The sequence below is a fragment of the Streptomyces sp. NPDC032161 genome, assembly GCF_040636995.1.
Taxonomy (GTDB): Bacteria; Actinomycetota; Actinomycetes; order Streptomycetales; family Streptomycetaceae; genus Streptomyces.
Genome location: NZ_JBEZVN010000001.1, coordinates 233,383 through 246,933, shown reverse-complemented (window position 1 = coordinate 246,933; position 13,551 = coordinate 233,383). Strand labels below are relative to the sequence as shown.

Annotated in this window: 8 protein-coding genes; 5 read left to right on the top strand and 3 right to left on the bottom strand. The window is 72.9% G+C overall.

All coding sequences use genetic code 11. The features are described 5' to 3' along the window. The first annotated feature begins 72 nt into the window (after positions 1-72). Complete coding sequence (locus tag AB0E67_RS01025) at positions 73-3,372, top strand: AAA family ATPase (protein WP_362021349.1); 3,300 nt, start codon at positions 73-75, stop codon at positions 3,370-3,372. 71 nt (positions 3,373-3,443) lie between these two features. Here the strand turns inward: AB0E67_RS01025 and AB0E67_RS01020 are convergent, their stop codons facing one another. The 3 genes from AB0E67_RS01020 to AB0E67_RS01010 all read right to left on the bottom strand — a co-directional run bounded on the left by AB0E67_RS01020 (position 3,444) and on the right by AB0E67_RS01010 (position 6,289). After that, positions 3,444-3,818 carry a DUF6191 domain-containing protein gene (locus AB0E67_RS01020; protein ID WP_362019245.1) on the bottom strand — a complete coding sequence of 125 codons (375 nt, stop codon included), beginning with the start codon at positions 3,816-3,818 and terminating at the stop codon, positions 3,444-3,446. Positions 3,819-3,848: 30 nt separating this feature from the next. Further along, on the bottom strand, positions 3,849-5,024 hold the full coding sequence (locus tag AB0E67_RS01015) for a PQQ-dependent sugar dehydrogenase (RefSeq protein WP_362019243.1): 1,176 nt from the start codon (positions 5,022-5,024) through the stop codon (positions 3,849-3,851). 308 nt (positions 5,025-5,332) lie between these two features. Continuing rightward, the gene (locus tag AB0E67_RS01010) at positions 5,333-6,289 is read right to left on the bottom strand and encodes an aldo/keto reductase (protein ID WP_362021346.1); all 957 of its coding nucleotides are present in this window, start codon (positions 6,287-6,289) and stop codon (positions 5,333-5,335) included. 226 nt (positions 6,290-6,515) lie between these two features. Between AB0E67_RS01010 and AB0E67_RS01005 the strand changes: the two genes are divergently transcribed. The 4 genes from AB0E67_RS01005 to ilvN all read left to right on the top strand — a co-directional run bounded on the left by AB0E67_RS01005 (position 6,516) and on the right by ilvN (position 13,420). Further along, the gene (locus AB0E67_RS01005; protein WP_362019240.1) at positions 6,516-7,538 is read left to right on the top strand and encodes a 2-hydroxyacid dehydrogenase; all 1,023 of its coding nucleotides are present in this window, start codon (positions 6,516-6,518) and stop codon (positions 7,536-7,538) included. A 480-nt stretch (positions 7,539-8,018) separates the two neighbouring features. After that, complete coding sequence (locus AB0E67_RS01000; protein WP_362021343.1) at positions 8,019-10,796, top strand: EAL domain-containing protein; 2,778 nt, start codon at positions 8,019-8,021, stop codon at positions 10,794-10,796. A gap of 217 nt (positions 10,797-11,013) precedes the next feature. After that, positions 11,014-12,870 carry an acetolactate synthase large subunit gene (locus AB0E67_RS00995; RefSeq protein WP_362019237.1) on the top strand — a complete coding sequence of 619 codons (1,857 nt, stop codon included), beginning with the start codon at positions 11,014-11,016 and terminating at the stop codon, positions 12,868-12,870. Positions 12,871-12,892: 22 nt separating this feature from the next. After that, positions 12,893-13,420 carry an acetolactate synthase small subunit gene (gene ilvN / locus AB0E67_RS00990; protein WP_073784708.1) on the top strand — a complete coding sequence of 176 codons (528 nt, stop codon included), beginning with the start codon at positions 12,893-12,895 and terminating at the stop codon, positions 13,418-13,420. The last annotated feature ends 131 nt before the right edge of the window (positions 13,421-13,551 follow it).

The following is a 13,551-nucleotide window of genomic DNA, read 5'->3' as shown; positions in this document are numbered from 1 at the left end:
CCCGTCAGTACCGTCTCCGGCGCCCCCGCGCCCGTCGGTCCCGTCTCCGACAGCTCGCTGTCCGTCAGCCCCGTGTTCGTCGGCCGCGCGGCCGAGTTCGCCGCGCTCGTGGACGCGCTCACCCGGGCCGCCGCGCCGGACGACGGCCGGACCGGCGGCGCCGGTGACGGGCCCCGGGCCCTGCTGATCGGCGGGGAGGCGGGCGTCGGGAAGACCAGACTGGTCGAGGAGTTCCTGGGCGAGGCGGTACGACGCGGGGCCGTCGCCGCCGTCGGCGGCTGCGTGGGCACCGGGGCCGACGGCCTCCCGTACGCCCCGTTCTCCACCGCCCTGCGCGCCCTGCGCCGTGCTCTGCCCGACGAGATGGCCGCGGCCTGCGCCGGGCAGGAGGGCGAACTGGCCCGGCTGCTCCCCGAACTCGGCAGGGCCGAGCGCGACGCGACCGACGGGCACGGCACCGCCCGGCTCTTCGAACTCACCGCCGGACTCCTGGAACGTGTCTCCGCGCGACGCGTCGTCGTCCTCGTCCTGGAGGATCTGCACTGGGCCGACGCATCGACCCGCCATCTCCTCGCCCACCTCCTCCGCACCGTGCGCGCCGGCCGCCTCGTCGTCATCGGCACCTACCGCTCCGACGACCTCCACCGCCGCCACCCGCTGCGTCCTCTCCTCGCCGAACTCGACCGGCTGCGGACCGGTCGGCTGCGGACCGTCCACCGCATCGAGCTCGCCCGCTTCGACCGCTCCGAGGTCCGCCGCCAGCTCACCGGGATCCTCGCCGCCGCCCCGGAGCCCGGCCTCGTCGACGAGATCCACGAGCGCTCCGACGGCAACGCCTTCTTCGTCGAGGAACTCGCCCGCGACCTGGAGAGCGGCGACCGCTCCCGGCCGCCCGGCGCACGGCTTCCCGGTTCGCTGCGCGACCTCCTGCTCGTCCGGGTCGACGCCCTGCCCGAGGACGCCCGCGGCATCGTCCGGATCGTCGCCGGGGGCGGCTGTGCCGTCGAGCACCGGCTGCTGGCCGCCGTCGCCCGGCTCAGCGGGGACGCGCCCACCGAGGACCGCCTCGTCGGCGCGGTGCGAGCGGCCGTCGGCGCCGGTCTGCTGCTCACCACCCCGGAGGGCGACGGGTACCGGTTCCGCCACTCACTGGTGCGCGAGGCGGTCGGCGACGATCTGCTGCCCGCCGAGCGCTCCCGTCTCCACCGGCACTACGCGCAGGCGCTGGAGGCCGACCCCGCCCTCGTCCGCGAGGGCGAACACGCGACCCGGCTCGCCGGTCACTGGTACGGCGCACGCGACGCCGCCAAGGCGCTCCCGGCCGTGCTGAACGCGGCGGCCGAGGCCCGTGTCCGGCACGCTTTCGCCGAACAACTCCGCCTGCTGGAACGGGCGATGGAGCTCTGGGACCGGACCCCCGACGCGGTGCGCCGCACCCTGCGCCCGCTCGGCCGCCCCGAGAACCGCCCGGCCCGCGGCCTCGACTCCCGCACCACGCCGATCCGTCGCGCCGACCACGCCGACCGCGTGGCTCGCTTCGGCCGCGGTGACCGTGACGACCAGACCCGCCGCACCCCTCACGCCGCCCGTCTCGATCATGTCGACCTGATGGCCGAGGCGGTCGTCGCCGCCCGGTTCGGCGGTGAACGCGAACGCGCCCTGGCCCTCGCCGAGAAGGCCACGCGCGTGCTGGAGGACGCGGGCGACGACCCCTTGCGCGCCGCCTGGTTCTGGGTCCGGCGCTCCCGGCTGGCACAGGACCTCGGACACGGCGACGGCCGACAGGAACTGGCTCGCGCCCAGGACCTCGTGCGCGGACTGCCCCCGTCATCCGTGCACGCCGACGTCCTGATGAACGTGGCGGGATGGGGCGCCCGGCACCGGCCCGGGCCGAACGCGCTGTCGGCCGCCGACCGCGCCGTGGAGTACGCCCGGCTCGTCGGGGACGAACGCGTCGCGCTGCACGCCGGACTCGTACGCGGCCGGCTCACCGCCGATGCGGGCGGCGTGGACGACGGCATCGCCGAGATGTACGCCGTCCGCGAGAAGGCGGGCGAACTGTGCCTGGCCGACGTCATGAGCCGGGCCGCCACCGCCCTCCCCGCCACGCTCGAATCCATGGGCCGCTCGCTGGAAGCCGTGGCGGCCGCCGACGACGGCATCGACACCGCCCGCGCCCTCGGCATCGCCGACATGGAGGCGTCCGTCCGCTGCGACCGGGCGAACTCGCTGTTCTCCCTCGGGCATTGGGACGAGAGTCGGACGACCGTCGCCGCGGCGGCACGTGCCGCCCGGTCCGAGAGCGCCCGGTACCGCGTCGCCTCCTGCCGTACCGAACTCGCCCTGGCCCGGGGCGATCTGGCCGAGGCCGCGATCCAACTCTCCCTGTTCCGAAGTAAACCCGGCTCCTACGGCCCTCACCCCGGACACCGGATCACCTTCGTACGGCACACCATGAGCCTCGCCGTCCGGCAGGGCCGACTGCCCGAGGCGCGGGCCGCGTTCGAGACCCTGGCGGACGAGGACTTCCGGCCCGGGACCCAGCGGTACGCGCTGCCGCTGCTCCTCGTCGCCGCCGCTGCCGAGGCGGACTTCCGGGGCCGTACCGCCGCGGATGCCGGCCGGCCGGCGGTCCTCGCCGTCGTCCGGGCCCGTCTGAAGCGGCTGCCGACGCTCGTCCCCGTATGGGCCGCGTACGCCCTGTGGGCCGAAGCCGAACTGGCCCGTGCCGACGGGGTCGACGCCCCCGACCGCTGGTCCCGCGCCGCCACGGCCTTCGCGCCCCTGCACCGCCCGTACGAGCTGGCGCGGATCCGCCGCCGCTGGGCCGCGTCCCTCCTCGGCGCCCCCGGCGACCGGCCCGCCGCCACCGTCCTGCTGCGCGAGGCCCACCGCGCCGCCCTCCGGCTCGGCGCGCGCCCGCTGGCCGAGACCGTCGAGCGGCTTGCCGCACGCGCCCGGGTCCCCCTCGCCGACCCCGACCCGGCCCGCGGTCGCGTCGACGGCGAACGCGAGAGGCCCGGCACGCCGGCCGCGGTGACCACCACCGCGGCTCCCGCCGTCACCGTTCCCGACCCGGACGACGACACCGGCGTGGCGACGGAACACGCCGAGCACCACCCGGGGGAGGCCGCGGCGCGGGCCCTGAAGCGCCTCGGACTGACGAGACGCGAACAGGAAGTGCACCGGCTGGTCGCCGCCGGCCGCACCAATCGCGGGATCGCCGAGGAGCTGTACATCTCGCCCAAGACCGCGAGCGTGCACGTCTCCAACATCCTCGCCAAGCTCGGCGTCTCCGGCCGAGGCGAGGCGGCGGCCCTCGCCCATCGGCTCCGGCTGTACCCCGCCCAGGACGCCACCGACGCCCTGTGACGCGCCTCTGGCTCCGTCGGCCCCGCGCCGTACCGGACGCACTCCGACGAACCCGACGAATCCGACAGCCCTTAGGGCCGCGCCCCGGCGCCGCCCTCCGAAGCGCCGCCGTCGCGCGTCTCAGCGCCCGGGCCCGCATCGGCGTCCGTGGCCGAGTCCACGTCCGGTGTGCGAGCAGACGCGGCCCCCGGTATGCGGCGGGACACGGCCTCCGGCGCCGGACCCCGGCCCGCCGACGGGGCGCACCCGTCGTCGTCCGGCCGATCGCCATCGGGCGCCCTGCCGCTCCCGGGCGCGCGGACGACGACCTTCCCGGAGGCCAGATCTATCGGACCGCGTCCCGGGTCGCCCACCCCGAGATCGACACGGGACAACTCCAGCCGCTTGCGTTCCTCGGCGGCGTGCCTGCGACCCGGTGCGAAGATTTCCTCGAAGAAGTTGAACACCGGCCGCACGCCCTTTCACCGCTGTAGTCGCTACCGCACCTCCAGCACCAGGATCCTGTCGTCTCCCGGCTTCGGGGTGCCGCGCGTGTCCGTATTGCTCGTCACGAGCCAGAGCTTGTCGCCGCCCGCGGCGAGCACGGTGCGCAGACGGCCGTACTTCCCCTCCAGGAACGACTGCGGGGCCGCCAGGGGTTCCCCTTCCTCCTTGCCGGACAACGGGATCCGCCACAGCCGCTCACCGCGCAGAGCCGCCATCCAGATCGAGCCCTCGGCGAAGGCGATCCCGCTCGGGGACGCCTCGGACGTCTTCCACTGTGCCACGGGATCGATGAATCCCCTCTTCCCGGACTTCCCCTCTGCCTGTGGCCAGCCGTAGTTGCCGCCCGGCACGATCCGGTTCAGCTCGTCCCAGGTGTCCTGCCCGAACTCGGACGCCCACAGCTGCTTGTGCTGGTCCCAGGCCAGCCCCTGCACATTGCGGTGTCCGTACGAATACACCACGGAGTCGGCTTCCGGGTTGCCGTGCAGGGGCCTGCCGTCGGGGGTCATCCGCAGGATCTTCCCGCCCAGCGACTTCTTGTCCTGCGCCAGCCGGTCGTCGCCCGTGTCACCTGTGCCCGCGTACAGCATGTGGTCCGGGCCGAAGGCGATCCGCCCGCCGTTGTGGATTGAGCCCTTCGGGATGCCCCGCAGGATCGTGTCCGGCGCGCCCAGCAGGCGGCCCGGCGTCGTGCCGTTCTCGTCGTACTGCATGCGCGCGATCCGGTTGTCGGACGCGGTCGTGAAGTAGGCGTACACCAGACGGTCCGAACCGTAGTCGGGGGACACGGCGATGCCCAGCAGCCCGCCCTCCCCGCCCGGTGCGACCCCCGGTACGGCGCCGAGCAGGGTCTTCTTCCCGCTCTTCCCGTCGATCAGGGTGATCGTGCCCTTGTCGCGCGAGGACACCAGCAGATCGCCGTCGGGCAGTTCCGCCAGCCCCCACGGCGAGTCGAGGCCCTCGGTGAGCGTGGAGACCACCCGCACCGAGCCCTTCGCGGGCGGCGGGGCGTCCGTCGCGGACGGTGTGGCCGCCGGGCCGGTGGCGGAGGGGGCGGCGGTCCGGGACGGCGGCACGCCGCCGACCTGCCCGCCGACGGCACCGACGTCCGAGGAACACCCCGAGGCCAGCAGGAGCGCACCCGCGGCCAGCGAGGCCCCGGCCACGCCCCGGGCAGCGCGTCGAGGCCGCCCGCCACCGCCCGCGGAGCCTCGGCCTCGTACCGTTCCGAACAGAACACCGCGCACAGCACCGGTCCCTTCAACGCCTTCGACGACCCGGATACCGTTCTTACACCGAGCCCCCGCCCCGGGACGCCCGTCCCGGCCGATCTCCTCGGCCGATCGGCGCCACGAGCACGACGCCGGAACGCCACGGCCACGCCTCCGGAACGGGGCTCCGGTCCCCGAGGCCGCGCCCCACGGACCCCGCGCGACCGGCCCGGGCCGTCCCGTCGCCGCCCCCGGTCCCGGGCTCAGTCCCAGGACCCCCGTGCCGGGGGCAGCCGGGCGATCTCCACGAGGTCCCGCTCGGTCAGCCGCAGCCCGGCCGCCCCCGCGTTCTCCACCACCCAGTGCTCCCGCTTGGTCCCCGGGATCGGTACCACGTGCGGCCCCTGCCGCAGCACCCAGGCCAGCGCCACCTGCGCCACGGTCGCCCCGTGCCGCTCGGCGATCCGGCGCAGCCCGGCCACCACCGGCTGGTTCGCGGCCATCATCTCGGCCGTGAACCGGGGGTGCCGCGCCCGCAGGTCGTCCGGTTCGAAGCCCTGTCCCGGAGTCAGGGTGCCCGTCAGGAAACCGTTCCCCAGCGGCATCGCCGCCAAGAGCCCCACGCCTCGCGCCGAACACCAGGGAAGCAGCGACGCCAGGGCCTCCCGCGACCAGACCGAGAGCTCGGCCTCGACCGCGCTCACCGGGAAGACCTGCTGCACCCGATCGAGCTGACGGATCGTTTCGTCGTACATGCCGGCCCCGAGCCGCCGGGAAGCGCGCGCCCCGACCGCGCACAGCCCGAGCGCCCGCACCTTGCCGGCCGTCACCAGCTCCGCCATCGCGCCCCAGGTCTCCTCGACCGGCACCTCGGGGTCGGCCCGGTGGAGCTGGTACAGGTCGATCACATCGGTCTGCAGCCGTCGCAACGAGGCGTCGCAGGCACGCCGCACGTATCCGGGCCGGCCGTTGGCGACGATGTGCTGATCACCCACCAGCAGGCCGCACTTGGTGGAGACGAAGGCATCGGACCTGCGGCCCTTCAGTGCCCGGCCGACCAGCAGTTCGTTGGTGAAGGGGCCGTACATGTCGGCGGTGTCGAGCAGTTGGACCCCCGCGTCGAGCGCGGCGTGCACCGCACGCAGCGCTCGGTCACCGCGCCGCTGCGACGCGCTGTACGCCCAGCTCATCGGCATACAGCCAAGTCCGACCGCACCCACGGCGAGCGCCGCCGCACCGAGACTCCTGCGCTCCAACTCCCCGAACCCTCCCTCGGCCCCGCCGTCACGGGACCACAACGCACCCCAAACTAACCTCTGCCGACCGCCACGCCTCGCGCAGCCTCCCGCCGACCGCCTTTCCCCGTACGGCTCCTGACGGCCCGGGCCCTCCCCGCGCGCTGCCCGGACGCGGCCCGGTGCCGGGACCGGCAATAGCCTTCTGACCATGACTCCGACGAATTCGACGACCACGACGACCACGACCGCTCCGGCGACCCGGGCCACCACCACGACGCCGACCGCTTCGACGCGGCCCCACGACGTATGGCTGCCGTATCCCGCCGAAGAGATCGAGGGGCTTCCGGACGGCCTCGTCTACCGCTTCTGGGACGGCACGGGGGACTTCCCGGCGGACCCGGCCGACTGCGCCTTCTACGTCGTGCCGTACATGTCGGACGCCGGGACCGCGACCCGTCCGTTCGCGGCCATGACACGGGTCCGGGCCGTGCAGACGCTCACCGCGGGCGTCGACCACGTGGAACCGAGCCTCGGGGAGCTGCCCCCGGGAGTGCGGCTGTGCAACGCCAAGGGAGTCCACGAGACGTCGACCGCGGAGCTCGCCCTCACCCTGATCCTCGCCTCCCTGCGCGACGTCCCCGGATTCGTCCGCGGCCAGGACCAGGAGGAGTGGCGGGCCGGCTTCTATCCCGCGCTCGCCGACAAGTCCGTGCTGATCGTGGGGTACGGGGCGATCGGCGCGGCCGTCGAGGACCGGCTCGCGCCCTTCGAGTGCGCACGCGTCGCACGCGTCGCACGCTCCGCGCGGACGACGGAGCGCGGCCCCGTGCACACGCTCGACGACCTGCCCGCGCTCCTGCCCGAGTCGGACGTCGTCGTGCTGACCACCCCGCTGACCCCGTCCACACAGGGGCTGGTGGACGCGGAGTTCCTCGCCGCGATGCCGGACGGCGCGCTGCTCGTGAACGTGGCGCGGGGCGGTGTCGTCGACACCGGAGCGCTGCTGGCCGAACTGGAGTCCGGCCGGTTGCGCGCGGCCCTCGACGTCACCGACCCGGAACCCCTGCCGGCCGGACACCCCCTCTGGCACGCTCCCCACGTCCTCGTCTCCCCGCACGTGGGCGGTACCAGCTCCGCGTTCCTGCCGCGCGCCAAGCGCCTGTTGACCGCTCAACTGAGCCGCTTCGCGGCGGGGGAGCCGTTGCGGAACGTCGTGCACACCACCGGTTGATCATGTTGCGCAGCGCGGGACGGCCAGGGCGCGAAGCACAGGATGATCACCGGATACCCATGAAGCGACCACGCTACGGGCCCGTATGACTGCGCTCCGTCTCGACCCTCACCTTGATCGTTACGCAGCGTAGATGAACTATGTCCCTGAGTGACCAGTCTGGTGTATCGTCCCGAAAGGGGCGCTGCGCCGAGGAGGGACGGTGCCGGGGAGGACGCAACACACGAGGGGGCGATGGGTGATGTACGGCCGAGGGGCGAACGATCCGACACGGCACGGCGGCCGACGGCTGCCGTGCTCCGACGGCGGATGCCGGACGCCCGTCCGCGCGTCGGCGGGGGTGGCCGACCGCGGACGGATCCCAGTGGTGTGCCGGGCGCGCGTGCGCCGGGCGGCGCCGGGTGTGCGCCGGTGAGCGCGCCGAGCGATGCCTTCGGGGCGTTCCTGGCCCGGCGGTCGGCCGTCGGCGGGACCGGTGCGATGGTCTCGCAGATCCTGCTCGGCCTCGTCTGCGGCGGTTACGCGGTCGGGGCGGCCCTCGGCTGGGGCTCGCCGGAAGTGGCGCTCTTCATGGGGGATTTCGGCCTCAGCGCCGCGGCGCTGATCGCCGCCGTCTCCTGCTTCCTCTACGCGCGCGCCGACGGCGACCGGTGCCGCCCGGCCTGGCTGCTGTTCTCGTTCTCCTCGCTCATGGCGGCCGGGGGCAACGCCGTCTGGGGCTGGTACGAGGTCGTGCAGGGGGTCCGGGTGCCCAGCCCTTCCCTCGCCGACGTCTTCTTCCTGTGCTTCGCGCCGCCCGCCGTCATCGGGTTGCTCGTCCTCGCCAAACGTCCCGTCACGCGGGCCGGATGGCTCTGCCTCGTGCTCGACTCCTGGCTGATCGGCGGCTCGCTCCTCACCATCTCCTGGAGCCTCGCCCTCGCCCACACCGCGCACCTCACGGACGCCGGGGGGACGAGCGTGGCCCGGGCGGCGCTCTCGCTGGCCTATCCGCTGCTCGACATCGTGCTGGTCTCCATGGTGCTGGCTCTGCACTTCCGCCGCGCCAACATCAACCGCTCCGCGGTGAACACGGCCATCGCCGCACTCGCCGTGACGGTCCTGTCCGACGCGCTGTTCACCTCGCCGCTGCTGCGGCAGGCATACCACTCCGGCCAGCTGCTGGATGCCGGCTGGTTCGCCGGTTCGCTGCTCCTCGCCTACGCCCCCTGGGGCGTGCGCGCCGCCTCCGGCGACGCCCTCGCGCCGCGCGAAGCGCCGCGCCAGGCCGGCAGTCGGCCCATCGCCGGTTCGCTGGCCGCTCTCACGCCGTACCTCGCCGCCGCCGTCTGCACCCTCGGCATCCTCTACAACGCCGTCGAGGGCCGCACGGTCGACCGCGTCGTGGTCTTCACCGGCTGCACGGTGGCGCTCGCCCTCGTGGTCCGGCAGGCCATCATGCTCGTCGACAACATCGCCCTCACCCAGGAGCTGGCGCAGAAGGAGAACCACTTCCGCTCGCTGGTGCAGGGTTCCAGCGACGTCATCATGATCGCCGCCCCCAGCGGCGTCCTGCGCTACGTCAGCCCCGCCGCCGCGGGGGTGTACGGGCGCGACGCCGAGGACCTGGTCGGTACCCAACTCGCCTCGGTCATCCACCCCGACGACCTGGGTGGCGTGGTCCACGAGCTGCGCCGGTTCCTCGCCGCCCCGCAGAGCGAGGAACCGACCACCCGGATCGAGTGCCGCTTCAGATCGGGCACGGGCGACTGGCTCAATGTCGAGTCCACGGTCAACCGCCATCAGGGCGGGCTGATCCTCAACAGCCGCGACGTGACCGAACGTGTGCGGCTCCAGGCCCAGTTGCAGCACAACGCCGAGCACGACCCGCTCACCGGCCTGCCCAACCGTGCCCTGTTCACCGAGCGTGTACGGCAGGCCCTCGGCGGCCGTCGCACCGGCGACGCGGGCACCGCCGTGCTCTTCATCGACCTCGACGGCTTCAAGGCGGTCAACGACCGTCTGGGCCACCAGGCGGGCGACGAACTCCTCGTCCAGGCCGCCCGCCGTCTCCAGGAGTCCGTCCGGGCCGGCGACACCGCGGCCCGCCTCGGCGGCGACGAGTTCGCGGCGATCATCCTCGGCGACGGCGCGGGTGACCAGTCCGCCCGGGAGTGCCAGGTCCACGAGATCGCCGACCGGCTCCGTCTCACCCTTTCCCGGCCCTACCACGTCGGTGTCGGCCCCGGCGAGGTCAGGGTCGCCGCGTCCATCGGGGTCGCGTTCGCCGAGCCCGGCATCACCCCCAGCGACCTCATGCGCAACGCCGACCTCGCCATGTACCGGGCCAAGGCGGGCGGCAAGAACCGCGTCGAGCTGTACGCCCCGCAGATGCAGGCCGAGGTCGTCCGCCGTTCGGAGCTGGCCGCCCGGCTCCGCAACGCGCTGCGCGACGGCGAGTTCGCCCTGCTCCACCAGCCGGTGGTGCACCTGGCCAGCGGCACCGTGGCGGCCGTCGCCGCCCAGGCGCGCTGGCGGTCCGCCCAGGGCATCCTGTTCACCCCCGCCGAGTTCCTCCGCGTCGCCGAGGACGGCGACCGCACCGCCGAACTCGGCCGATGGCTCCTCGAAGAGGCCATCGAGCAGGCCGCCGACCGGGCCAGGGCCGGACACCAGGTCTCCGTCGCGGTCCGGCTCCCCGCCCGCAGACTGCTCGACAAGGGGACGCCGTCCGGCTCCATCGAGGCCCTGCTCACCCGGCACCGCCTGCCCTCCGGCACCCTGATGATCGAGGTCGCCGAGAGCGATCCCCGGATCCCCTTCGACGAACTCGAACAACGCCTCGTGGCACTGCGCCGTCTCGGCGTGCGCATCGCGCTCGACGGATTCGGCAGCGGATACGCGGCCATAAACGCGCTTCGCCGGCTCCCCATCGACGTGCTCAAACTGGACCGCGGTCTCGTCGAAGGCGTCGTGGAGTCCGCCCGCCTCCACAAGATCACCAGCGGCCTGCTGCGGATCGCCTGCGACCTGGGCATGCAGTCCGTGGCCGACGGGGTCGACGTGCCGGAACAGGTCCTGGCCCTGCGCGCCATGGGCTGTACGCACGGACAGGGGATGGCGTTCTCCGGGCCGCTCGACGAGTACCGGCTGCGCCGCGCCCTGACCCGGGGGACGTTCCCGATGCCCGGCACCGTCACCGCGGAACCCGTCCTGACGGGCGGCTCGATCCCACTCCTCAGCGGCTCACATGCTGAGACGCCCGTCCCACCCACTTGACACGTCGTGTGCGTCGGAGAGAGGGTCGATGCCATGCGCACCCGAATTCTCGTACTTGGACAGCGCGTCGGCTGAAGCAGAGTCCCTCGATGGCACTCTGCAGACCGCACCGACGCGCTCCCCTCGCTTGCCTCATGGCACGAGGGGTTTTTTGTTGCACCGGAACCACGCAAACGCCGCAGAACACCCCGCACGAACCCTCAGCTTCGAGAAGAGAATGCCGATGACCGAGCAGGCCACAGGGGCCCACCATCCCCAGCCGCGGGCCCGTAACGGCGGATCGCCCGCCGCCACCGTTGAGCACGTCACGGGCGCGCAGTCCCTCATCCGCTCCCTCGAGGAGGTGGGGGCCGACACGGTATTCGGCATTCCCGGCGGCGCCATCCTTCCGGCCTACGACCCGATGATGGACTCCACCCGGGTCCGTCACGTGCTGGTCCGTCACGAGCAGGGCGCCGGACACGCCGCCACCGGCTACGCGCAGGCCACCGGCAAGGTCGGCGTCTGCATGGCCACCTCGGGCCCCGGCGCCACCAACCTGGTCACGCCGATCGCGGACGCCCACATGGACTCCGTCCCGCTGGTCGCGATCACGGGCCAGGTCGCCTCCAAGGCGATCGGCACGGACGCCTTCCAGGAGGCGGACATCTGCGGCATCACCATGCCGGTCACCAAGCACAACTTCCTCGTCACCAGGGCGGAGGACATCCCGCACACCATCGCCGAGGCGTTCCACATCGCCTCGACCGGCCGTCCGGGCCCCGTCCTCGTCGACATCGCCAAGGACGCCCTCCAGGCGCAGACCACGTTCAGCTGGCCGCCCACCCAGGACCTGCCCGGCTACCGTCCGGTCACCAAGCCGCACGCCAAGCAGATCCGCGAGGCCGCCAAGCTGATCACCCAGGCCAGGCGCCCGGTGCTGTACGTCGGCGGCGGCGTCATCAAGGCGGGGGCCACCGCCGAACTGAAGGTCCTCGCCGAGCTCACCGGAGCGCCCGTCACCACCACACTGATGGCGCTCGGCGCATTCCCCGACAGCCACCCGCTGCACGTCGGAATGCCGGGCATGCACGGTTCGGTCACCGCCGTCACCGCGCTGCAGAAGGCCGACCTGATCGTCGCCCTCGGCGCCCGGTTCGACGACCGCGTCACGGGCAGGCTGGACAGCTTCGCCCCGTACGCCAAGATCGTCCACGCCGACATCGACCCCGCCGAGATCGGCAAGAACCGCGCGGCCGACGTGCCGATCGTGGGCGACGCCCGCGAGGTCCTGGCCGACCTCGTCCAGGCCGTCCAGGCCGAGCACACCGAGGGCCATGTCGGTGACTACGCGTCCTGGTGGAAGGACCTCGACCGCTGGCGCGAGACCTACCCGCTCGGCTACGACCTCCCCGAGGACGGCAGCCTGTCCCCGCAGCAGGTCATCCAGCGCATCGGCCGGCTCGCCCCCGAGGGCACGATCTTCGCCGCGGGCGTCGGCCAGCACCAGATGTGGGCCGCCCACTTCATCGACTACGAGCGGCCCGCCACCTGGCTGAACTCCGGCGGTGCCGGAACGATGGGGTACGCGGTCCCGGCCGCGATGGGCGCCAAGGCCGGCGCGCCGGACCGTACCGTCTGGGCCATCGACGGCGACGGCTGCTTCCAGATGACCAACCAGGAACTCACCACCTGCGCGCTCAACAACATCCCGATCAAGGTCGCGATCATCAACAACGGCGCGCTCGGCATGGTCCGCCAGTGGCAGACCCTGTTCTACAACCAGCGGTACTCCAACACGGTGCTGCACTCCGGTGCCGACACCGAGGGCGTCCCGGCGAAGGGCACCCGCGTCCCGGACTTCGTCAAGCTGTCCGAGGCCATGGGCTGCCACGCCATCCGCTGCGAGGACCCGGCCGACCTGGACAAGGTCATCGAAGAGGCCAACTCCATCAACGACCGTCCCGTCGTCATCGACTTCATCGTCCACGAGGACGCCATGGTCTGGCCGATGGTCGCCGCCGGTACCTCGAACGACGAGGTCATGGCCGCCCGCGGGGTCCGCCCCGACTTCGGCGACAACGAAGACGACTGAGAGACCGAGAGAGACCGACGCCATGTCCACCAAGCACACGCTCTCCGTCCTGGTCGAGAACAAGCCCGGTGTCCTCGCCCGGATCACCGCCCTGTTCTCCCGCCGCGGCTTCAACATCGACTCGCTCGCGGTCGGAACCACCGAACACCCCGACATCTCGCGCATCACCATCGTCGTGAATGTCGAGGGCCTGCCCCTCGAGCAGGTGACCAAGCAGCTCAACAAGCTCGTGAACGTCCTCAAGATCGTCGAACTGGAGCCCTCCGCTGCGATCCAGCGGGAGCTCGTCCTGGTGAAGGTCCGCGCCGACAACGAGACCCGCTCCCAGATCGTCGAGATCGTCCAGCTGTTCCGCGCCAAGACCGTGGACGTCTCCCCGGAGGCGGTCACGATCGAGGCCACCGGCGGCGCCGACAAACTGGAGGCCATGCTCAGGATGCTGGAGCAGTACGGCATCAAGGAGCTGGTCCAGTCCGGCACCATCGCCATAGGGCGCGGCGCGCGCTCGATCACCGACCGGTCGCTGCGCGCCCTCGACCGTACGGCCTAGTGCCGGTCCCGGTGCCCCCGTCGCGGCGGCACCGGGACGTCGCCCCCTCGCCGCCCGTATGGCGAGATCAGTAAGCGTTTCCGACGTATCCCGCCGTACGGTGGGACGCACCACCCGCACACCAAGGAGAG